Below are 24472 nucleotides of genomic sequence, written 5' to 3' on the forward strand. Positions count from 1 at the left end.
ACCATAAATCTTGTTTTTTTATTAATTTACTGGTATCATAAAATTTAAAATCACATCTAAAGTACTTTTTGTAGTCTATTTTGTTATTGCTTTATAGATTATGGTATTTTAGATGTTTTTTATTTTAGACATTTATAAATTTTAAGGGAATAACTACTGAGGATGTAATTTATAATGAGTTGAATTATTAAAAGATTGGTAGGAGGAGTTTTATGAAGGTAAATAAGAGAATATTATCAATAGGATTGACAGTATCATTAATAATGGCAGGGGCAATAAATATCAATGCACTTTCAAGTATAGAGAAGATACAAGGGAAAGATAGATATGAGACTTCTGCATTGATAGCAGATAAACAAATATATGACACAGTCATATTAGTAAATACTGATAATTCTATAGTAGATGGATTAAGTGCAAGTGGATTATCAGGAGTTGCAAAAGCACCTATAATGTTGGTACAAAAAGATAAGATACCATCTGATGTTGAAAAAAGATTAAAGGATGTTAAGAATGCTTATGTTATAGGTACAGAGGATACTATAGGTAAATCTGTAGAAAATCAACTTAAGAATAAGGGTATTGAGGTTAAGAGAATTGGTGGAGAAGATAGAATAAAGACTAGTTATCTTATAGTAAAAGAGATTTCTACTATTAAGCCAGTAAATAAAGGTGATAAAGTATTTCTTGTAAATGGATATACAGGTGAGGCTGATGCAATGAGTGTATCTTCTGTTGCAGCTAGAGATGGAGTGCCTGTAATACTTACTAATGGAAAGCGCATACCATTTAAGGTTGATGATGTTCAATGTTATTCTCTTGGGTCAGAAGAGATAATGAGTAATGAACTTGTAAGTAAGACTAATTCTGTTAGAATTGCTGGTAAGGATAGATTTGAGACTAATAAGAAAGTTATACAACGCTTTTATAAGGGAACAAAGAAGTTTTATATATCCCAAGGATATAAGTTAGTTGATGCTGTGGCTGGTTCTCCACTAGCTAAGGACAAGCCTATAGTTCTTGTTAATGATGGAAGTGATAAGAGTGTACTTAGAGGTGCTGATGAAGTTACTTCTTTAGGTGGAATGGATAGGAAGGTTGTTGACCAATGTGTTAGTTCTGCATCTGATAAAAATACTTTGCCTACGATAACTGCTAATGATGTTGAGATTTCTGTAGGGGATAAGTTTGATAATAGTATGTTGAATATAGTTGCTACTGATTATTATGGAAATGATTTAAAGGCTAATATTGAAGGAAATGTAGATACCAGTAAGGCAGGCACATATGTTTTAAAAATAACTGCTTTTGATAATTTTGGTCAGAAGTGTGAGATTAGTGTAAATGTTAAGGTAATTGTAAATACAAGTACAAAAGACCCTAATAGTTATGAGTTTAAGGCTATGGTTTCTAATGAGATGTACAATTTGGTTAATTCATATAGAAAAGAAAAAGGCAAGAAGCCTTTAAGGGAATTAGATTCTTTAGCTGGAATGGCAAATGCATGGTCTAAGTATATGGATGAGAAAAAGATATTTGCACATGAGATTGACGGAAAAAATGCAGCTGAAGTGTTTTTTGGATTTGGAGCAAGAAGTGGTGAAAATATTGCATATTTACCTATGAATGTTAAGTCTGTTTATACTTCTAAAGATGCAAAAGAAATGGCTGAGTCTATTTTTGATTTATGGAAGAAGTCTTCTAAGTATAATGAGAATATGTTGAAAGAAGAATTTTATAGCTTTGGATTTGGTATGTATATTTCTAGTAAAGGGGAAGTAAATGCAGCAATGGAATTCTTAAATAGTTAGATTTTATATCACTATCTATAGTAGAAAGTGAAGAAATTTAATTTGAATAAAAAAATAAAGTTGAAATGATGAAAAAATTATAAAAATAATTTTAAAAAATACAAAAATAGCAAAAAAACAATTAATTTGTTGGAAAAAACTTCAATTAATTTTGCATAAATTATTGAAATTATATTTTATATAGTCTATCATAAGAGTGTGAGAAATATTTGGACTATATGAACATGAAATTTATATGTACATAATTAAAGAGATGTAATTTAATATAATGTTGGGAGGAATTTAAGAAATGAATAAGAAAAATTTAGCAATGGCTATGGCAGCAGTTACTGTAGTAGGTAGCGCTGCTCCAATATTTGCTGATACACAACCTAGTGTTGAAAATGCAGATAAGTATACGGTAGTAAAGAGTAAATATAAAAATTTACTTGATAAAATTAAGGAATTGGTTAATGAAAACAATAAAGCCATAGATGAATATATTAAAACTAATGGTGGAACAGAAGCTAATGCTTGGACTGAGTTAGGAAAAGCTAAAGCTCTTAATATAATAACTATGGAGATAAAAGATGATGATGATGAAGTAGTTGTTAAAGAGAGTACTGTAAAAAGAGGCGATGTTGTTAATGTAGATTATGTTGAAGATCAAATGAAAAATTTGAAGTCTGATAGATATATGGATTTCAAAATAACTAAAAAGTCAACTTCTACACAAGTAACACCAACATATAAGGCTAGTGATATAAATGAATTAGCAGCAACTTCTGGGCAAAAGATAACAGATGCAATAGGAACTATTAATATGAGTGTGCTTGATGAAAAAGCTGGTATAAAAAGTCAAGTTGCAGCTAATGCAGGAAGTGGTGACACAACAGAAGCTGCAACAATAGCTACTTTTAAATCATATTTTTCTGTAGGTTCAACAGATAAAGATGCTAATGGCAATGTCACTCTTGATGTAACAGTTGAAGAACCAACTGGAACAGATAAAGTTTTAACTAATCTTGCAAGTACTACAGCTCTTACAGGTAGTTTAACAAGCGCACAAAAATTAGCTATTGCTTCAAGTGCTGCCACAATTACAGTAAAAGAGGGTGGAGAAAAACTTGATTTCTCTAAGCCTTTATTTAACTCTTCTAAAGAATTTATAGGTTTTGATAAAGAAGAAGCAGCACCACAAACAAGTACTGAAAAGACAGTTACTGTTAGAGTATTAGATGCAAAAGAAGAAACTATAAAAGCAACTGATTCTGATGCAATAAAAGCAATTGCTCAAAAATATAGTTTTGATGGTGATCAAATAAGTGCTGTTTATGAAGAAGCTAAAGCTTTAAATGAGAAAGATAACCTTGATGGTAGTGCATATGATAAAGATGGTACTTATAAAGCTGTTTTCTTTGCTAAAGGGAAAAGATTACAAGGTTTCTCAAAATCTAATGATTCAGCAGAAGGTTTAGCACCTAAAAATACACCTCTTAAGTTAGTTATAGAGTCTACAGATGAAGATGATTTTATAGATGGTTTAAAAGACTTAAAAGATTACAATAATAGTTACTCTGATGTTGATAGTATTTCAGGTGATGATAGAATAGAAACAGCTATAGAATTAAGTAAATCATATTATAATAATGATATTGATGATAATTCTAATACAATTAAAGAAGATGCAGTTGATAATGTTGTACTTGTAGGTTCTCAAGCTATAGTTGATGGATTAGTAGCAGGACCTTTAGCAGCTGAAAAAACTGCTCCATTATTATTAACTTCAAAAGATCAATTAGATAGTAATGTAAAAAATGAAATTAAGAGAGTTATGGGATTAAGTAGTAATAATGCTGTTAATACTAAAAAGAAAGTATATGTAGTTGGTGGAGAAAATTCAGTTTCTAAAGATGTTTTAAAATCTTTAGAAGATATGGGATTAAAAGTTGAAAGATTTGCAGGTAATGATAGATATGAAACTTCTCTTAAGATAGCTGATGAAGTTGAGTTAAATAATGATAATAAAGCATTTGTAGTTGGTGGTACAGGATTAGCAGATGCTATGAGTATAGCTCCAGTAGCATCTCAATTAAAAGGAGATGAAGCAACTCCAATAGTAGTTGTAGATGGAAAAGCTGATGCATTATCTTCTGATGCAAAAGATTTCTTAGATTCAGCTGATAAAGTAGATGTTATAGGTGGAGAAAATTCAGTTTCTGATAAAGTAAAAGCATCTATAAAAGATACTATAGATAGATCTGTAGATAGAATTAGTGGAGATGATAGACAAGCTACTAATGCAGAAGTTATAAAAGAATATTATGAAGCAAGTCCTAAGAATGTTAAAAATGTATTCTTAGCAAAAGATGGTTCAACTAAGGAAGATCAATTAGTAGATGCTTTAGCAGCTGGACCAATAGCAGCTAATCTTGGAACAGCAAATAGAGACTTATCTCCAGCTCCAATAGTATTAGCTACTGACAACTTATCTTCTGAGCAACATGTAGCTATAAGTAAAGTTGTTGATGATGATGCATCTAATAAAATAGTTAAAGTTGGTGGAGGAATAGCTGACTCAGTTGTTAAAAAATTAAAAGATTTAGTAGGAATGTAAATTTAAATTACTAGATTTTATATAAAAGACTTCTCATTGAGAAGTCTTTTATTGTTATCTTTAAAAAATATAATATAAAATTTAAAGGAGCAATCTAATTTTGTTATTATAATCCAAAATTAGATTGCTCCTTTTGTGAGAAATACTTAAATAAAAAGATGTAATTATTTATTTAAGTATGATTATTATACTATACATTAAAAAAATTGTCTACTATTCTAAAATTTTAATGTATAATAGTAAGAGAAACATAAATTAGGAGGTAAAATAAATATGTCAGTTCTAGATATGATATTAGACAAAACAGATGAAATAGAAATTAAAAAATTAAATAATATAGTGGATAAGATAGATGCATTAGAAAATAAAATACAATTATTAAGTGATGATGAGTTAAAAAATATGACAAATATATTTAAGAGTAGGTTAGGTAAAGGTGAAACTTTAGATGATATGTTACCAGAAGCCTTTGCTGTGGTCAGAGAAGTATCGAAGAGAATATTGGGTATGCGTCAATATAGAGTTCAATTAATTGGTGGAATAGTGCTACATCAAGGGAAAATAGCTGAAATGAGAACTGGAGAAGGAAAAACATTAGTTGGAGTAGCACCAGTTTATTTAAATGCATTAGAAGGAAAAGGGGTACATGTAATTACAGTTAATGATTATTTGGCGCAACGTGATAAAGAACTAATGCAACCAGTATATGAGTTTCTGGGAATGACAGTTGGAGTAATAATTAATGGACAACAGCCATCAGAAAGAAAATTACAATATCAATGTGATATAACTTATGGTACAAATAATGAGTATGGATTTGATTATTTAAGAGACAATATGGTGACAAAGAAGATAGATAAGGTTCAAAGAGAGTTAAATTTTGCTATAGTGGATGAAGTTGACTCTATTCTTATAGATGAAGCTAGGACTCCACTTATAATTGCTGGAAGTGGAGAAGAAGGAACTAAACTTTACGAACTTGCAAATGCATTTATAAAAACTATAAATGAAGAAGATTTTGAAATGGATAGAAAAGACAAAACAATAGCACTTACACAAAGTGGTCTTAGTAAAGCAGAGTCATTTTTTGGCATAGGAAATATTACACACATTGATAATATAGAAATATTTCACCATGTAAACCAATCTCTTAGAGCTCATAAACTGATGAGCATAGATGTTGAGTATGTTGTTAAAGAAGATGAGATACTAATAGTTGATGAATTTACAGGAAGAATAATGGATGGTAGAAGATTTACTGATGGTCTTCATCAAGCTATAGAAGCAAAAGAAGGTGTAAAGATAAAAGATGAATCAAAAACAATGGCAACTGTTACTTTCCAGAATTTCTTTAGACTATATTCTAAATTATCTGGTATGACAGGTACTGCAAAGACTGAAGAAAGCGAATTTGAGTCTACATACAAAATAAATGTTGTTCAAATACCAACTAATAAGCCAGTCATAAGAGCTGATTTACATGATAAGGTGTTTAAAACAGAAAATGCTAAATATAATGCAGTTGTAGAAGAAATAATAAGAATAAATAAAACTAAACAACCAATTCTTGTTGGAACTGTTTCTATTGAAAAATCAGAAAAGTTGTCTAGATTGTTGAAAAAGAGAGGCGTTAAGCATCAAGTTTTAAATGCAAAACAGCATGATAAGGAAGCTGAAATAATATCTAAAGCTGGTAAATTAGGTTCTGTAACAATTGCTACAAATATGGCAGGTAGAGGAACTGATATATCTCTTGGTGCAGGAGATGAAGAAGAAGAAAAGATAGTAAAAGATTTAGGTGGATTATATGTTATAGGAACAGAAAGACATGAGACTAGAAGAATAGACAATCAGCTTAGAGGTCGTTCTGGTAGACAGGGAGATCCAGGAACTTCAAGGTTCTTTGTAAGTTTAGAGGATGAAGTAATAAAGTTATATGGTGGGAAAACAATAGAAAAAATATTAAAAAGAATGAGTACAAAAGAAGAAGAAGCTCTAGAGAGTAAAGCTCTAAATAGAGCAATTGAAAGAGCTCAAAAAGGTATTGAAGGAAAAAATTTCGAGCAAAGAAAGAATGTTCTTAAATATGATGATACTATTAATGAGCAGAGAAAAGTAATCTATAATGAGAGAAATAAAGTTTTAGATGATTTAAATATTTCTGATGAGATACAAAAAATGGTAATGGAGATTATTCAAGAGTCTGCTGATAAATATTTGAAAAAGACTAGAGATTACCAAGGTTATTTTAGATACCTATATAAAATATTTATGCCAGCTGATACATTATTAATTCCAAGATTAGATGAAAAAAGTGTTGATGAAATAATTAATCAAACATATGAAATTTCTAAGAGAGTATATGATCTTAAGAAAATGATGATTGGAATTAAAGAGTTAGAAAAATTAGAGAGAAAAGTATTACTTGAGGTTGTAGATACCTATTGGGTTGAACATATAGATGCTATGGATCAGTTAAGACAATATATAGGTCTTAAAGCATATGGTCAAAAAGATCCATTTAAAGAATATGCAATAGAAGGATATGAAATGTTTGAAGCTTTAAACAAAAATATCAGAGTGTCAACAGTCCAATACCTTTATAAATTTGACTAACATATTAAAGTTATATGAATGAAGACAGACTTTTAAGAGAATTAATTTAAATGAAAAAGAGGCTGAAAATCAGCCTCTTTTTCTTTGTGAGAAATACGGAAAAAAGAGATGCTTGAAATTTCTTTCTTCCATTTAATATTATACTATAAAGGTATAAAAAAGTCTATGAGTTATAATCTGGATTATTAAAAAAAATTACAATTTTGTTACTTTTTTGCATACAATAGTAGCTAAGTATCTAAAATTGAATTTTTTTGATAATAGTGCTTAATTATTACAATATATCCTATTTATTGAAATAATATCAAATATATATTATAATTGGTGAATAAGGAAAAATTGAATTTTTTAGGGGGAGAACACCATGAATAGAAAAAATCTTTCAGTAGTTATGGCAGCTGCAATGATAAGTACATCAGTAGCTCCAGTTTTTGCTGCGGAAACTACACAGGTAAAAAAACAAACAATAACTAAAAAAGAAGCTACAGAGTTAGTTTCAAAAGTTAGAGATCTAATGTCTCAAAAATATACTGGAGGTTCTCAAGTTGGACAACCAATATATGAAATAAAGGTTGGTGAAACTTCATCACAATTAAAAATAATAACTAATATAGATGAGTTAGAAAAATTAGTAAATGCTTTGGGAGAAAATAAAGAACTTCTTGTAACTATAACAGACAAAGGTCATGCAACAAATAGTGCAAAAGAAGTAGTTGCAGAAGCAATTGAAAGGTATGAAAATTCAGCAGACCTTTCAGCTGAAGCTAATTCAATAACAGAAAAAGCTAAAACTGAAACTAATGGAATTTATAAAGTTGCAGATGTAAAAGCTTCATATGATAGTGATAAAGATAAGTTAGTTATAACACTAAGAGATAAAACAGAAACAGTAACTTCTAACACTATAACAGTGGGTGTTGGTGATGAAAAGGTTGATTTAACAGTAAATCCAGTTGATTCAACTGGGACGAATTTAGATCCTTCTGCAGATGGTTTTAAAGTAGATAAAATCAATAAATTAGGTGTAGCAGGAGCTAAAAATATTGATGATATTCAATTAGCTGAAATAACTATAAAAAATAGTGATTTAAACACAGTTTCACCACAAGATTTATATGATGGATATAGATTAACTATTCAAGGTAATATGGTAGTAAATGGTATATCAAAATCAATTAGTGATATTTCAGTAAAAGATTCAGAAACAGGAAAGTATAAATTTACTGTTAAATATACTGATGCATCTGGAAAAGCGATAGAACTTACTGTAGAAGGTACTAACGAAAAAGAGTTAAAAGATACTAAATCAGCATTAGAAGGAAATTCGAAAGTTAAATTAATAGCTGGAGAAGATAGATATGCAACTGCAGTAGCTATAGCAAAACAAACAAAATACACTGATAATGTAGTTATAGTTAATTCAAATAAATTAGTTGATGGGTTAGCAGCTACACCACTAGCTCAATCTAAAAAAGCACCTATACTGTTGGCATCTGATAATGAAATACCAAAAGTAACTTTAGACTATATAAAAGATATAATTAAGAAAAGCCCATCTGCTAAAATATATATAGTAGGTGGAGAGTCAGCAGTATCAAATACAGCTAAAAAGCAATTAGAATCAATAACTAAGAATATTGAAAGACTAGCTGGAGATGATAGACATACAACTTCAGTAGCAGTAGCAAAAGCTATGGGTTCTTTTAAAGATGCATTTGTAGTAGGTGCAAAAGGAGAAGCTGATGCTATGAGTATAGCTGCTAAAGCTGCTGAACTTAAGGCTCCTATAATAGTAAATGGTTGGAATGATCTTTCAGCAGAAGCTATCAAATTGATGGATGGAAAAGAGATTGGCATAGTTGGTGGTTCTAACAATGTATCTAGCCAAATTGAAAATCAACTTGTTGATATTGATAAAGATAGAAAAGTTCAAAGAGTTGAAGGAGAAACAAGACACGATACCAATGCTAAAGTCATAGAAACATATTATGATAAATTAGATAAATTATATATAGCAAAAGATGGATATGGAAATAATGGTATGCTAGTAGATGCATTGGCAGCAGGACCTCTAGCAGCAGGTAAAGGTCCAATACTTCTAGCTAAAACTGATATAACAGACTCACAAAAGAGTGCTCTTGATAAAAAATTAAATTTTGGTGCAGAAGTAACTCAAATAGGTAATGGAGTTGAATTGACAGTAATACAAAAGATAGCTAAGATACTAGGTTGGTAATAACTTATACTGTGGAGAAGATTCCTTAATAAACAGAGGAATCTTTTTCTATAGTTATGCTATTTATTGTAAATTATAACATTTTATGAAATAGGAGGATATAGTAGTGGTAGATGCAACTTTATTTTTTACACCACATCAAGATGATGAAACTTTAAGTATGGGTAGTGCTATAATTGAGCATGTTGAAAAGACTGATACACATGTTATATTATGTACAGATGGTAGTAAATCAATAATAAGAAAAGTCTTAGATGATGGAGGATCATGTTCTTATCATATTAAAGATGTGCATAAGTATTCTCTATCAGAAAGTGAATTTTCAAAAGATAGAGATGAAGAATTTAAAGATAGTTGTAAAGAAATGGGAGTAAAGTCTAGTAATATACATATAGAGGAAAATAGAGCTCATGATGGTGAGCTAAGTAAAGAAAAAGCAAAAGAAATAATACTTAAATATTTGGATGAATATCCAAATGCAAAAGTAAAGACTGTCACTCCTTATAAAGCTAGTGGAATACATGAAGATCATAGAGCATTAGGAGAAGCAGCATTAGAATTATATGAGGAAGGTAAAATAAAAGATTTAAGATTTTATGTAGAACCTTATGATTATGATGATTTTAAAAAAGTTAATCCAAATGTAAAAGTATGGGAGGTATTAACTACTCAAGAAGAGAAATTATTAAGTGCAATGAATGCATATAAAAAATGGCATCCAGAAAGCGGATATTATGCAATTGGATATCATTCTGTAAAATCGCATTTTGATGAATTAAAATCCAATAAAATACAATATGTTCATGCTCCATAAAAGTTTATGCTAAAATTAGGAGGAATAATTAATGAAAATTTCAAAACAAATACTGCTTTTATTAACAATATCATTTATATCAACTGGTTTATATGTTAATAAAGCCAATGCAGCTACAAAAGATACTCTAGTAGGTTCAGGAAGATGGGAAACAGCTATAAAAATAAGTCAAAAAGGGTGGTCGAATACTACAAACGCTGTTTTGGTAAATGATAATTCAATATCAGATGCACTATCTGCAACTCCATTTGCGAAAGTGAAAGATGCTCCTATTTTACTTACTCAAAGTGATAAATTAGATAATAGGACAAAGCTAGAATTAAAGCGACTAGGTGTAAAAAATGTATATTTAGTTGGTGGGATTAATGCATTAGGCTCAAATATTGAGAAAGAATTGAAACTAGAGGGGATGAGTTTTGAGAGAATATCAGGAAATGACAGGTATGATACATCTGTAAAACTAGCTGAAAAATTAGGCAAAGAAAAAGATTTTTCTAGTATATTTGTAGTTAGTGGTAAAAGCGGATTAGCAGATGCAGTAAGTATAGGGTCAGTAGCAGCTCAAGAAGGTATGCCAATTATACTTTCAAATCCAGAAAATGGAATAAAATTAGCAGATAAACTTATCAAAGAAAAAAATATAAATAAATCCTATATAATAGGAGGGAACTATTCTGTTTCTGAATCTGTAGAACAAAATTTACTAAATGTTAAGAGAATTTCAGGTAATAATAGGAATGAAACGAACGCAAAAGTTATAGAGGAATTTTATAAGTCTACAAATTTAAAAAATGCATATATAACTAAAGATGGAATGAGAAATCAAAGTGACTTAATTGATTCATTAGCAGTAGGAGTTTTAGCATCAAAAAATAGTTCTCCAGTTGTATTAGTAGGAGAAGAACTTGATTCTTCTCAAAAAGACATCATAAATACAAAAATATTTGATAAAATAACTCAAGTTGGTGGATTAGGTAATGAAAGTGCTACAAAAAATATAGCTGATATGCAAGAGCAAACTAGATATACTGTTGAATCAATTGAGGAGCTTAATGTCGCATTAAAAAAAGCGGATGCTAATGATATAATTAAATTTAAAGCAGATAAAGATAAGAAAATAACAGACTCATTTAAGTTGGAAACTAAAAAAGCTATAACTGTTGAATTTGATGGAACATATACCCAAACAATAACTATAGATATGCCAAATGGAGATATAAATAATTTTGGTAAAATAGATGGAAGTTTTGTGATTAATAATATAAAGAATAATACATTAGTCAATAAAGGTGATATAAATCAGATAGATATTCATTCTAAAAATGGATGTAAGATAGAAAATCAAAGTTCTGGAGATATATGGCTTATAACAATACTTAAAGATGCAAAAAATGTATATATAGAAAATGATGGAGATATAATAAAAATATCTAATAGTTCATCTGATGTCACATTAAAAAATTATGGAAGCGTTGATACGATAAGTGGAAATAAAGAATTAGCTATAGTTGGGAATAAACCTAGAATTAATAATACTATAGAGGATGATAAAGATAAAGCTAGTGGATTATATCCAGAAGTAAAATCATGTACTCCTACTCAAAATAACTTTATAATGCTACATATTTCTCAAGAACCTAAGTATTCAGATTATGCAATATACTATAGAGTAGTAAAAAGTAAGCCATCAGCAATTAAAATAGGCGATAAGATTGACATAGATGATTGGGAGATTGTAAAAGGAACAACTCCTTTTAAAGTAAATGCTATGAATGGATCTTATATAGAATGTGTTGAAATAGATAAATCAAACAAAAGTGTTAGAAGATGGGGACGCACAGGTGAAACAAGTGATGGTGTAAAAGTTGAAGAAGTTGCAAAGGGTCTAGATACAGATGTAAATATAATTGGTGATAATGTACAAGTAACTACACCAAAAGCGAACTCTAACTGCCAAATTTATTATAGGATTTCTCAAATTAAGCCAGCAGCAATGAATGTTGGAGAAAAAATTAATTTATCTAGTTGGGATAGTGTTATAGATAACAATATAGAATTAAAATTTAATGATGTAGATGGAAAGTATATAGAGCTAGTAGAATTAGATAATTCAACTAATTTAGTGACTAGATGGGGTAAGACTGATAAGATAGTTGCGACAAATTCAGAAGTATAATAAATAAGAGGGTAGTATATCATTTATAAATATAAGTATGTATAATAGACATAGCTTAAAAATTATTAATAAGCAGTATAACTATATAAGTATACTGCTTATTAATTTATATTATCTTTCTTAAAAATTATCATTTTACTAAACAAATAATTTAAAACTATAACAACTACATTAGTAAAGACTTTCACTATAATATCATTTACAAAAAGTAAATCAATCATTACATACATAATAACCATTTCAATAATACCAGAAAGCAATCTAAAACTAACAAAAGACAAAAACTCCTTAAACAAGAACTTTATCTCAACTTTCTTACTCTCAAACACAAAAAATTTATTAGTAACATAAGCAAATAAAACAGCAAGTATCCACGCCAAAGCATTTGCAACCATAAAATTAAATGAAATAATTCTAGTAAAAAATAAATATGAAACTATATTTACAAGGGTAGTAAATGCTCCAAAAAATAAATATAATATTGTCTCCTTATGTTTTTTAAAAATCAAATATAACCCTCCTAAACTAATCAAATATAATTTCTTTAAAGACTACTAACACATTTTAGTATAACACATTCATTAACTAATCAATATATTGTAAAATATAATAAAAAATAAAATTATAATATTTTACAGTTAATATACACCAATAATCTATATTTTATCAAAATAAAATATGACCTAAATTTAGAAATCTGATATAATAAAAATTAAATACATACAAGGGGGTAAATATGAGAAAGTACAAATCAAAAAAATTGTCAAGCCTACTGGCATTGTTGACAGTTTGCTTTTTAATAGTGTCAACAATACCTGTCTCAGCAGAAAACAATAAAACTCTAGATGGAGTAGAAACTGCAGAGTACTCTGAAAGCTATCTTCAATACTTAGAAGATGTCAAAAATGGAGATACAGCAAAATATAATGGAGTAATACCAGTTCCACATGAAATGGAAGGTACAATACTTCAAAATAAGGGAAGAAGCAGTCTTCCATCATCATACAAATCAAGTGCATCATACAACCCAACGAACTTAGGGTTGACTACACCAGCAAAAAATCAAGGAAACCTTAACACATGTTGGGCATTTTCTGGTATGTCAACTTTAGAGTCATACCTAAAGCTAAAAGGTTATGGAACTTATGACCTTTCAGAAGAACACTTCAGATGGTGGTCAACTGGCGGAACATATGGATGGAACTTAGACGATATGTCAGGTAGTTCAAATGTAACAGCTATAGGATATTTGACAGCATGGGCAGGGCCTAAATTAGAAAAGGATATACCATATAACCTTAAATCTGAATCACAAGGTGCAACTAGACCTTCAAATATGGATACTGCACCTACACAATTTAATGTGACAGATGTTATTCGTCTTGGAAAAGATAAAGAAACTGTAAAAAATGCTATAATGCAATATGGTTCAGTAACGTCTGGATATGCTCATTATTCAAATTATTTTAATGAAGATGAAACAGCATATAATTGTACAAATAAGAGAGCTCCTTTAAATCATTCTGTAGCAATAGTAGGATGGGATGATAATTATTCAAAAGATAATTTTGCATCTGATGTTAAACCAGAGTCAAATGGAGCATGGTTAGTAAAAAGTAGCTGGGGAGAATTCAATTCTATGAAAGGATTTTTCTGGATTTCCTATGAAGATAAAACTTTACTTACAGATACAGATAACTATGCAATGAAATCAGTATCAAAACCAGATAGTGATAAAAAAATGTACCAACTTGAATATGCTGGTCTTAGCAAGATAATGTCAAATAAAATAACAGCAGCAAATGTATTTGATTTCAGCAGAGACTCTGAAAAACTTGACTCAGTTATGTTTGAAACAGACTCTGTAGGAGCAAAATATGAAGTATATTATGCACCAGTAGTAAATGGAGTTCCTCAAAACAACTCAATGACAAAACTTGCAAATGGAACAGTATCATATTCTGGATACATAAATGTACCTACTAACTCTTATAACCTACCAAAAGGTAAAGGAGCAATAGTAGTAGTTATAGACAACACAGCAAATCCTAATAGAGAAAAATCAACTTTAGCATATGAAACTAACATAGATGCATACTATTTATATGAAGCTAAAGCAAACTTAGGTGAAAGTTACATACTTCAAAATAATAAATTTGAAGATATAAATACATATAGCGAGTTCTCTCCTTGTAACTTTGTTATAAAAGCTATAACAAAGACATCTTCTGGACAAGCTACTTCAGGAGAATCTTTAACTGGAGCAGATAGATATGAAACAGCAGTTAAAGTTAGTCAAAAAGGATGGACTTCTTCACAAAATGCAGTACTAGTAAATGGTAATGCAATAGTGGATGCTTTAACAGCTACACCATTTACAGCAGCAATTGATTCTCCAATCCTTTTAACAGGAAAAGATAACTTAGATTCAAAAACTAAGGCAGAGTTACAAAGATTAGGAACTAAAAAAGTTTATCTAATAGGTGGAGAAAATTCTCTAAGTAAGAATATACAAACTCAACTTAGCAATATGGGTATATCAATAGAGAGAATTAGTGGTAGTGATAGATACAAGACTAGTATATCATTAGCTCAAAAACTAAACAGTATAAAATCTGTTTCACAAGTTGCAGTGGCAAATGGTGTCAATGGACTTGCGGATGCAATAAGTGTTGGTGCAGCAGCAGCTGACAACAATATGCCAATAATACTTACTAATGAAAAGAGTGAGTTACAAGGTGCTGATGAGTTTTTAAATTCATCAAAAATAAGTAAGACTTATATAATTGGTGGTACAGCTACTTTATCATCAAACTTAGAAAGTAAGCTTTCAAACCCAACAAGACTTGCAGGAAGTAATAGAAATGAAACTAATGCTAAGATAATAGATAAGTTCTATACTAATTCAGATTTAAAATATGCTTTTGTTGTTAAAGATGGTTCAAAAAGTCAAGGTGACTTAATAGATGGACTAGCAGTAGGAGCATTGGGTGCTAAGACAGATTCTCCAGTTGTTTTAGTTGGAAATAAATTAGATGAGAGTCAAAAGACTGTACTTAAATCTAAGAAGATTGAAACTCCAATTAGAGTTGGTGGAAATGGAAATGAAAGTGCTTTTAATGAATTAAATAGTCTTTTAGGAAAATAATAATGTTAGATATTTTGTAATTTAAAAAATATTTAATATAGCTTTAAAGATATATTAAAGAAATAAGCCCTAACCGTTAATATGGTTGGGGCTTATTTCTTGAGAAATTTTCTATAGAGAAAAATGTAATAATTTTAAACTGTAAAATAGTGTAAAGATACTCTATAATATAAGATGGTAAGATTTTAAACGAAATAAGGGGGGAATAAAATGAAAGCACCAAAAACTATTTTAACAATATTGACAATAGCGCTTACTTTAAGTGGGATTTCTATAACTTCATCATATGCACTTACAGAAGAAAAATTAATAGGTGAAGGGAGATATGAAACTGCTGTAAAGATAAGTCAAAAAGCATATAGTTCAAGTAATAATGCTGTATTAGTGAATGATAGTTCTTTAGCTGATGCTCTTTCAGCTACACCATTTGCAAAAGCTAAAGGAGCTCCAATACTTTTAACAGAAAGTAATAAACTGGATGATAGAACTAAAACAGAGCTAAAGCGTTTGGGAGCTAAGGATATTTATTTAATTGGTGGGACTGCTGTGTTAAATAAGGATATAGAGAATCAATTAAAAAATGATGGATTAAATGTGGAAAGAATTAGTGGTAATGATAGATATGAGACTTCATTACTTTTAGCAAATAAACTAAAAGATATTAAAGATGTTAAGGAGATAGCTGTTGTGAATGGGGAAAAAGGGCTAAGTGATGCTGTAAGTGTTGGAGCACCATCTGCTCAAAATAATATGCCTGTAGTTTTATCTAGTCCTAAAGATGGAGTAGAACCATTTGAAAAATTTATAAAAGATGAGAAAGTTATAAAAGCATATGTAGTTGGAGGTACAAATTCTGTTTCAAGAGCTGTAGAAAAGAGCCTCCCTAATGCAGAAAGATTGAGTGGAAAAGATAGAAATGAGACTAATGCTAAGGTTATAGAAAAGTTTTATTCTGATGTAGATTTAAATAATCTATATGTAACCAAAGATGGAAGTAAAAATGAAAATCAACTTATTGATTCATTGGCAGTTGGAGTATTGGCAGCAAAAAATGAATCACCTGTTGTTTTGGTCGGTGATAAACTAAATACAAAGCAAAGGGATGTACTTAGTACTAAAAAATTAAGTACTGTAACACAAGTTGGTGGAAATGGAAATGAAGAAGCTTTTAATGAGATTAAGACTTTACAAGATAAGACTATCTTTGAAGCTAAAACTGTTGAAGAATTAACTAATATGATAAATATTGCAAGTCCTAATGACATTATTAACTTTAATCCAAAAGAGGATACTGTAAATGAAGCTTTTAGAATGGTAACAAATAAACCAATAACTGTGAATATAAAAGGGGATTGTTCAAAGACTATCACTGTTGATATGCCTAATGGTGAGGTAAATAACTATGCTACTTTAGTAAATGTTATAGTGAGAAATATTGGTGAAGGTGGATTTAATAATCATGATACAATATCTATATTGTCAGTTCGTGACAAAAATGGTAGAGTTATAGAAAATACTAGAAATTCAGATATAGATACGTTGATGATATTAGCATCTGCTAATGATACAAAATTGATTAATGATGGATATATAGGAAAACTTATAGATAATTCATCTAATAGTGATATAACTAATCATGGTACTATAGACAAAAAAGTAAATCAGGTTGAGGATTTAGAGGCTAAGGTTGATTCTATTGAAAAAGCTATAGATTCTATAAGCCAGAAAGTCAATAAAATACAAGACATACTAGATAAACTTGGATTTCTAAAGAAATTTCTTAACTAAAAAGATGTATATTTAAGAGAACTATATTTTAGACTTATGTATGAAGATATATAGTTAGATAGAATCATAGCTAAAGCTAAATATAAAGTTAAATCTTGGGGGAGGTAATATGGAGAGTGGATTTGAAGGTAAATTAAATACAAAAACTATAAAAAGTAGAGTTAAATCAATAGACATAATAAGAGGGCTATCAATAGCCCTCATGATAGTTTGCAATAATCCTGGGACTTGGATGAGAATGTATCCACAACTAAGACATGCTATATGGCATGGTGTAACACTTGCAGATTTTGCATTCCCTTTCTTTGTTATATCTTTAGGTGTTACAATTCCAATATCAATAAACAGTAAACTAAAGAATAATAAGTCTACAATACGAATAATACTAAGTATATTTAAGAGAAGTATTTTACTAATGTTGTTTGGATTTTTCTTAAATTACCTAGGAAATCATGACTTAAGTACTGTGAGAATACTTGGAGTGCTTCAACGTATGGGGCTAGTGTATCTTGTAACTAGTTTAGTGTATTTACTACTAAAAAAGCTAAATGTAGGAAGCACTGCAACTATAATTACTTTCTTGTGTATATCTGCATTTATTATAGTGGGGTATTACATAGTTGCAAAACCTTATGGATTTGAATTAGAAGGTTCTCTTGCACAATTAGTGGATTTCCATTTTTTTAAAGGACATTTGTACAAGCCAGAGTTTGAACCAGACGGATTTTTAACAAGTATAGTAGCTATTTCCTCAGGAATGTTGGGCTGTACTATGGGATGTGTACTTCTAAAAGAAAATATAGGAGAGTATAAAAAATTCTTTAAAATATTAATTATGAGTATCATTTTACTTACATGTGCTTTTGCTTTTAATCAATATTTTCCATTTAATAAGAGATTATGGTCAAGCTCATTTGTACTTTTAATGGCTGGAAGTTATGGTATTTTATTGGCAATATTTTACTTTATATGTGACATCAAAAATAAAAGCAAAATATTTACTCCAATAATAGCACTTGGAAGTAGCCCTATTTTTACATATATGTGTCTTGAGATATTGAGTCATGTGTTTTGGAATTTACCAAAACTTACTGATAAAGTAGATTATCCCACTACCTTGGTGGAATGGACTACATATGAACTTATAACACCTTGGGCAGGTACAACGTGGGATTCTCTTGTATTTTCTCTCTTGTATGTATTGTTTTGGGTTATAATAATGTCGTTTATGTATAAAAAGAAAATATTTATTAAAATTTAATGTAGTATTTTGTTTAAAAAAATATTTCTTTAATTTGTTCAAATATGCAGAAATTCTCAGGAATAATCCGGTTTTTCCCTAGCGAAAATTAAAAAAACATGCCATAAAAGATTACAAAAAGATTACAATTTGTAATCTTTTGTGCTATAATGAAAAAAGATTTACATAATATTGAATTTATGTAATATAAAACAAGTTCAAGAAGAATTAAATAAGATTTAAAGATCTAAAAATCTAGGGGGGATACAATGAGAAAAAGAACAAAATTATTAGCAACAGGAATGTTGTCTATAGCAATGGTGGCACCAAACGTGGCTTTAGCAGCAGAAAATACTACTGCAAATACAGAATCTAATTCAGATATTAATATAAATTTACAAAGAAAAAGTGTAGTGTTAGGAAGTAAATCGAATGCAAGTGTAAAATTTAAGGAAAAATTAAACGCTGATTCAATAACATTAAATTTTATGTGTTATGATATGCCACTTGAAGCTACTTTAAATTACAATGAAAAGACAGATGCATATGAAGGTGTAATAAATTACAATAAAGACCCAGAATATTTAAATGTATGGGAACTTCAAAGCATAAAAGTAAATGGTAAAGATGAACAGAAAGTTTTAAACAAAGAAGACTTAGAATCTATGGGATTAAATCTTAAAGATTATGATGTTACACAAGAATTTATAATAAGTGATGCTAACTCGACAAAAGCAGTAAATGAATATATGAGAAAAACTTCTGCACCAGTAAAAAAACTTGCAGGAGCTACTAGATTTGAGACAGCTGTTGAGATAAGTAAACAAGGATGGAAAGATGGAGCTAGTAAGGTTGTAATAGTTAATGGAGAACTAGCAGCAGATGGAATAACAGCTACTCCACTTGCTTCTACATATGATGCACCAATATTACTTGCAAACAAAGATGATATACCAGAAAGCACAAAGGCAGAATTAAAACGTCTAAATCCAAGTGATGTAATAATCATAGGTGATGATGGTTCAGTTTCACAGAAGGCAGTATCTCAAATTAAATCTGCTGTAGATGTAAATGTAACTCGTATTGGTGGAGTTGATAGACATGAAACATCTTTACTTATAGCAAAAGAAATCGATAAGTATCATGATGTTAATAAGATATATATAGCAAATGGATATGCTGGTGAGTATGATGCTCTTAATATTTCATCAAAAGCAGGTGAAGACCAACAACCTATAATATTAGCTAATAAAGATTCTGTACCAGAAAGTACATATAATTGGTTATCTTCACAAGGTTTAGAAGAAGCTTACTACATAGGTGGAGACCAAAGTTTATCATCAAAAATTATAGACCAAATATCTAAGATAGCAAAAAATGCAACTTCAAAAAACAGAGTGTCTGGAGCTGATAGACATGAAACTAATGCAAAGGTAATTAAGACTTTCTATCCAGATAAAGAGTTGAGTGCAATGTTAGTTGCAAAATCTGACATAATAGTTGACTCAATAACAGCAGGACCTTTAGCAGCTAAGTTGAAATCTCCAATACTTATAACTCCAAAAACTTACGTTTCTGCATATCATAGTACAAACTTATCAGAAAAAACAGCAGGAACAGTATATCAAATTGGTGATGGAATGAAAGAGAGTGTTATAAGCTCTATAGCATCTAGTTTATCAAAACACAATGCACCAACAGAACCAGATAATTCTGGTTCAGCAGCAGGAAAGACTGTAGTGATAGACCCAGGTCATGGGGGTTCTGATTCAGGTGCAACTAGTGGACTAAATGGTGGAGCTCAAGAAAAGAAATATACTCTTAATACAGCTTTAGCAACTACTGAATACTTACGTTCAAAAGGTATAAATGTTGTTATGACAAGAGATACAGATAAAACGATGGCTTTAGGAGAAAGAACAACATTATCAAATACTATAAAGCCAGATTTATTTACAAGTATACATTACAATGCATCTAATGGAGCAGGTAATGGTGTGGAAATTTTTTACAAAGTAAAAGATAAAAATGGTGGAACAACTAAGACTGCTGCATCAAATATCTTAAAAAGAATACTAGAAAAATTTAACATGAAAAATAGAGGAATCAAAACAAGAACACTTGCAAATGGAAATGATTACCTATATGTTTTAAGAAACAATAATTATCCAGCAATACTTGTTGAATGTGCATTTATAGACAACAAAAGTGACATGGATAAGTTAAATACAACAGAAAAAGTAAAAACAATGGGAACTCAAATTGGAATAGGAATAGAAGATACAGTAAAATAAAATAAAAAATATTAAAGCAAAATATATCATCTCCTGTTATAATATAAAATATAGCAAGAGATGATATATTTTTGCAAAGAATCAAATTATTTACAATGACGTTTATTGTATTGATAAACTGCTCATTATTGAGTATAATATAGAAATAAGTCAAAAATAAGATAGAAATACGTTGAAATTGAGAATTTAAAAATTTTTTATTCCAATATGGAGGTAACTATGTCTGGATATACTAATGATGAATGTGAAATACCTAAAGTTACAAGCTATCCAGGGGCAGATAAAGAAATTGCAAGTGAGATTGACTATAGCATAGTAAAAGGGACAGTTTTATTTGACTTGTACCAAAGAGTTATGGATTTAGTTTTATCGATATTAGGGCTTGTAGTAGGTTTACCTTTAATAGCAATATTTGGAATTCTTATTAAAATAGAGGACAAAGGACCAATAACTTATAAGCAAGAAAGACTAGGAAAATGCGGGAGAAGATTCTATATATATAAATTGAGATCTATGAGAACAGACGCAGAAAAATTTGGCGCACAATGGGCTGAAAAAGATGATCCTAGAATAACTAAGGTTGGAAAGTTTATTAGGAAAACTAGAATTGATGAGATTCCACAGCTGTTTAATATATTAAAGGGGGACATGGGCTTGATAGGCCCTAGACCAGAGAGACCAAACTTTACTGTTCAATTTAATGAGGAAATACCTGGATTTATCAACAGGCTTGCTATAAAACCTGGACTTACAGGTTGGGCACAAGTAAATGGTGGATACGAAATCACTCCTGAAGAAAAACTTAAAGAAGATATTTACTATATAAAAAATAGGAGTATATTACTTGACTTTAAGATACTCTTTAAAACTGTTAAAGTAGTATTGACAGGAGACGGAGCTAGATAATTTTAAAATATTAGATTACTAATCAATGAAAAAGCTCTTTAAAAAGAGCTTTTTTATTGTCAAAAAATACAAAAAAGAAAAGGAATGAGAACTTATGATTAAAAAATTTTCTACTATATTATCGTTAGTTTTGCTAATCTCTATTTCTAGTACGATAGGAGTATTTGCAGATGCAAATCCTAAAAAAGAGTTGATAGAAGGTAGTATACCAGAGATTTCAACAGAATTAAATAAAAGAGCATTTAAGAATTCTAAAGAAGTAATTCTTGTAAATGAAGAGTCAATTGTAGATAGTATAAGTGCAACACCTTTAGCATATGCAAAAAATGCTCCAATAGTTGTAACTAAGAGTAAAAATCTTGGTAGAGTAACAAGAAATTATCTAAAAGAACTAGGTCCAGAGAAGGTTACGATAATAGGTGGTTTAAAGGCAGTATCTAAAGATGCTGAACGTAATATAGAAAAAATGGGAATGAAAGTAGAAAGAATAAGAGGAAAAGACAGATATGATACATCTTTAAAGATAGCTAGAGAAATGTACAGAACAGTAGGATTCGATAAAGCATTTTTACTTAGCTCAACTACAGGATTAGAAAATGCCATATCTGTGTATTCTTATGCAGCTAAAAGTGGAATGCCAATAATATGGGCTCAAGATGAAGGTTTTGAAGAACAAATTGATTTCTTAAAAGGTAAAAACCTTGAAAAAATATATGCCTTAGGTGATTCAAAAGAGTTTATTGCAGATATTGATTCTAGCTTAAAGAATATAGAAGGTATAAAGCAAATAAATAAGTCAGCGACAAATATCGATTTAATAAAGAAGTTTTATGATGTAAAAGATATAAATAAAATCTATACTGCTAGATTAGACTTTGGAAGTAGAGCTGATGTAAACGAATATATTTCTTTGGGAGTAGTATCGGCTAAAGAAAATATGCCAATACTGATTTGTAGTGATAATTTAAGTCGTGCACAAGATAAATTCTTGAAAGATAACAACATAAGTGATGTAATTGAAGTTGGGTATACAGTAGGTAATTATAGTTTACTTAAGAGTATATTTAATCTAACATTCTTATCTTGTATAATATTAATACTATTATTACTATTGATTACATTTAGGGCACTTAGATATGAGTCAATATAGTATTTAATTTATAAGGAAGCTTTTCATAGGTTAAATTTACTTAATTAGAATAATGTTTATAAGCAGTTTTAAAAGTTCTACTTTTAGAGTTTAAATTAGATAAGGAGAAATAAAATGTCAAAAACAGCTAAAGCAGCATTGTGGATTATGGCCGCCACTATGTTTTCAAAAGTATTAGGTTTCCTTAGAGAACTTGTACTTGCAAATTTCTATGGAACAGGTATGTATGCAGATGTATTTGTATTAACACTAAATATACCTGGTTTAATCATAGCAGTCATAGGTTCTGCAATTGCTACAACTTATATACCTATGTACTTTGAGACGAAGAAAAGACTCGGAGATGAAGGTGCCTTAAAATTTACTAATAATGTTTTAAATATATGCTATATAATGGCTATAATAATAGCTATTTTTGGGCTTTTATTTACAGAGCAATTTGTTACAGTATTTGCAGCAGGATTTAGAAGTGACCCTGCTAAGTTTCAAGCAGCAATATTATTTACTAAAATAATGATTTCAGGAGTTTTGTTCTTGAGTGGAAGTAAAATATTTAGTTCATTTTTACAGGTGAATGACAGTTTTGTAATTCCTGGACTTATAGGAATTCCATATAATATCATAATAATAGTAGCAATAGCACTAAGTGCAGGAAAAAATATATGGATACTACCAGCAGGAGCACTGGTTGCTATGGCAAGTCAGCTATTGTTTCAACTTCCATTTGCATTTAAGAAGTCCTACAAGTATAAACCATATATAAATTTAAAGGATGAGTCCATAAAAGAACTAGTGAATCTAGTCCTGCCTATGTTAATAGGTGTAGCTGTTGGACAGTTAAATATATTTGTTGACAGGTTATTGGCAACTACTTTAGGGGATGGGAAGTTGTCCGCTCTTAACTATGCAAATAGACTGAATGAGTTTGTTATGGCATTATTTGTTACATCTATAATAACCGTTATATATCCTAAGCTGGCAAAAATGTCAGGTAAAGATAATAAAGAAGGATTTATAAGTACTATTGTAAAATCATCAAATTGTATTATATTGGTGGTGCTTCCGATATCTATAGGAGCTATTATATTGGCAGAACCTCTTGTTAGAATATTATTCCAAAGAGGTAAGTTTGACGCCTTATCAACAGACCTTACATCTATAGCTCTTAGATTATATTCGCTAGGATTATTGGCTTGTGGGGTAAGAGATGTCTTATATAGAGCCTTCTATTCTCTTTCAGATACAAAAACACCAATGATAAATGGAAGTATAGCCTTAATAATAAATATAGTTCTTAATTTAATATTGATAAGACCACTTGGTCATGCAGGTATTGCTATATCAACTAGTACATCTAATATAATTACAGTTATATTATTGTTTATATCTCTTAAAAAGAAAAATGGATATTTTGGAGGAGATAAAATCATAAAGACTGGCCTTAAAAGTTTGGTAGCATCAGGTGTGATGGCAGTAGTCACTTTATTGATATATAACAATCTATATGCATTTATAGGTGCAGGAACAATTAAAGAAATTATATCAGTTGGAGCTGGAGTATTAGGTGGGGCTTCTGTATATACAATATTGATAGTTTTATTTAAGGTAGAAGAAATGGATTTAGCTTTTGAGTTTTTGAGAAAAGGAAAACAAAAACTACTTAAAAGATAGACATTTATCTTAAAAAATTAAAATAG

At 29.7% G+C, this 24472-nt stretch carries 14 protein-coding genes; 13 read left to right on the top strand and 1 reads right to left on the bottom strand.

Going from position 1 to position 24472, the window contains the following annotated elements; genetic code table 11:
* Positions 1-212 precede the first annotated feature (212 nt).
* The 6 genes from KGF45_RS11330 (at position 213) to KGF45_RS11355 (ending at position 12249) form a co-directional block, all read left to right on the top strand.
* Complete coding sequence (locus tag KGF45_RS11330; protein ID WP_227842577.1) at positions 213-1811, top strand: cell wall-binding repeat-containing protein; 1599 nt, start codon at positions 213-215, stop codon at positions 1809-1811.
* A 289-nt stretch (positions 1812-2100) separates the two neighbouring features.
* Positions 2101-4407, top strand: coding sequence for an S-layer protein SlpA (gene slpA, locus KGF45_RS11335; protein WP_227842578.1), 2307 nt, complete (start codon positions 2101-2103; stop codon positions 4405-4407).
* Between the two features lie 273 nt (positions 4408-4680).
* On the top strand, positions 4681-7023 hold the full coding sequence (gene secA / locus KGF45_RS11340; RefSeq protein WP_227842579.1) for a preprotein translocase subunit SecA: 2343 nt from the start codon (positions 4681-4683) through the stop codon (positions 7021-7023).
* 364 nt (positions 7024-7387) lie between these two features.
* Complete coding sequence (locus KGF45_RS11345; protein ID WP_227842580.1) at positions 7388-9259, top strand: cell wall-binding repeat-containing protein; 1872 nt, start codon at positions 7388-7390, stop codon at positions 9257-9259.
* 106 nt (positions 9260-9365) lie between these two features.
* On the top strand, positions 9366-10073 hold the full coding sequence (locus KGF45_RS11350; RefSeq protein WP_227842581.1) for a PIG-L family deacetylase: 708 nt from the start codon (positions 9366-9368) through the stop codon (positions 10071-10073).
* Positions 10074-10104: 31 nt separating this feature from the next.
* The gene (locus tag KGF45_RS11355; RefSeq protein WP_285891646.1) at positions 10105-12249 is read left to right on the top strand and encodes a cell wall-binding repeat-containing protein; all 2145 of its coding nucleotides are present in this window, start codon (positions 10105-10107) and stop codon (positions 12247-12249) included.
* Positions 12250-12350: 101 nt separating this feature from the next.
* On the opposite strand, the gene KGF45_RS11360 is transcribed toward KGF45_RS11355, so the two are convergent.
* Positions 12351-12758: a GtrA family protein gene (locus KGF45_RS11360; RefSeq protein ID WP_227842582.1), complete on the bottom strand. Its 408-nt coding sequence runs from the start codon at positions 12756-12758 to the stop codon at positions 12351-12353.
* A gap of 227 nt (positions 12759-12985) precedes the next feature.
* Between KGF45_RS11360 and KGF45_RS11365 the strand changes: the two genes are divergently transcribed.
* From KGF45_RS11365 to murJ, 7 genes are all read left to right on the top strand, one after another.
* Positions 12986-15397 carry a cell wall-binding cysteine protease Cwp84 gene (locus tag KGF45_RS11365; protein ID WP_227842583.1) on the top strand — a complete coding sequence of 804 codons (2412 nt, stop codon included), beginning with the start codon at positions 12986-12988 and terminating at the stop codon, positions 15395-15397.
* A gap of 210 nt (positions 15398-15607) precedes the next feature.
* A complete protein-coding gene (locus tag KGF45_RS11370; RefSeq protein ID WP_227842584.1) occupies positions 15608-17185 on the top strand; it encodes a cell wall-binding repeat-containing protein in 1578 nt (525 codons plus the stop codon).
* Between the two features lie 109 nt (positions 17186-17294).
* Entirely contained in the window at positions 17295-18446 is a 1152-nt protein-coding gene (locus KGF45_RS11375; protein ID WP_227842585.1) for an acyltransferase family protein, read from the top strand.
* Between the two features lie 248 nt (positions 18447-18694).
* Positions 18695-20719, top strand: coding sequence for an N-acetylmuramoyl-L-alanine amidase (locus tag KGF45_RS11380; protein ID WP_227842586.1), 2025 nt, complete (start codon positions 18695-18697; stop codon positions 20717-20719).
* A gap of 219 nt (positions 20720-20938) precedes the next feature.
* On the top strand, positions 20939-21625 hold the full coding sequence (locus tag KGF45_RS11385; RefSeq protein ID WP_227827554.1) for a sugar transferase: 687 nt from the start codon (positions 20939-20941) through the stop codon (positions 21623-21625).
* A 94-nt stretch (positions 21626-21719) separates the two neighbouring features.
* Positions 21720-22775 (top strand): cell wall-binding protein Cwp7, encoded by a 1056-nt coding sequence (locus KGF45_RS11390; protein ID WP_227827553.1) that lies wholly within the window; start codon positions 21720-21722, stop codon positions 22773-22775.
* A 114-nt stretch (positions 22776-22889) separates the two neighbouring features.
* Positions 22890-24446: a murein biosynthesis integral membrane protein MurJ gene (gene murJ / locus KGF45_RS11395; RefSeq protein ID WP_227842587.1), complete on the top strand. Its 1557-nt coding sequence runs from the start codon at positions 22890-22892 to the stop codon at positions 24444-24446.
* Positions 24447-24472: the final 26 nt, after the last annotated feature.

Origin of the sequence: Clostridioides sp. ZZV14-6154, assembly GCF_020657785.1 — a bacterium.
In the GTDB taxonomy this organism is placed as follows: Bacteria; Bacillota; Clostridia; order Peptostreptococcales; family Peptostreptococcaceae; genus Clostridioides.

What these genes read in the sequence shown, in the direction of transcription:
- KGF45_RS11370 (WP_227842584.1), top strand. Translation starts at nt 15,608, where the DNA reads ATGAAAGCACCAAAAACTATTTTAACAATATTGACAATAGCGCTTACT.
- KGF45_RS11375 (WP_227842585.1), top strand. Translation starts at nt 17,295, where the DNA reads ATGGAGAGTGGATTTGAAGGTAAATTAAATACAAAAACTATAAAAAGT.
- slpA (WP_227842578.1), top strand. Translation starts at nt 2,101, where the DNA reads ATGAATAAGAAAAATTTAGCAATGGCTATGGCAGCAGTTACTGTAGTA.
- KGF45_RS11380 (WP_227842586.1), top strand. Translation starts at nt 18,695, where the DNA reads ATGAGAAAAAGAACAAAATTATTAGCAACAGGAATGTTGTCTATAGCA.
- KGF45_RS11345 (WP_227842580.1), top strand. Translation starts at nt 7,388, where the DNA reads ATGAATAGAAAAAATCTTTCAGTAGTTATGGCAGCTGCAATGATAAGT.
- KGF45_RS11330 (WP_227842577.1), top strand. Translation starts at nt 213, where the DNA reads ATGAAGGTAAATAAGAGAATATTATCAATAGGATTGACAGTATCATTA.
- KGF45_RS11385 (WP_227827554.1), top strand. Translation starts at nt 20,939, where the DNA reads ATGTCTGGATATACTAATGATGAATGTGAAATACCTAAAGTTACAAGC.
- KGF45_RS11390 (WP_227827553.1), top strand. Translation starts at nt 21,720, where the DNA reads ATGATTAAAAAATTTTCTACTATATTATCGTTAGTTTTGCTAATCTCT.
- KGF45_RS11355 (WP_285891646.1), top strand. Translation starts at nt 10,105, where the DNA reads ATGAAAATTTCAAAACAAATACTGCTTTTATTAACAATATCATTTATA.
- KGF45_RS11365 (WP_227842583.1), top strand. Translation starts at nt 12,986, where the DNA reads ATGAGAAAGTACAAATCAAAAAAATTGTCAAGCCTACTGGCATTGTTG.
- secA (WP_227842579.1), top strand. Translation starts at nt 4,681, where the DNA reads ATGTCAGTTCTAGATATGATATTAGACAAAACAGATGAAATAGAAATT.
- murJ (WP_227842587.1), top strand. Translation starts at nt 22,890, where the DNA reads ATGTCAAAAACAGCTAAAGCAGCATTGTGGATTATGGCCGCCACTATG.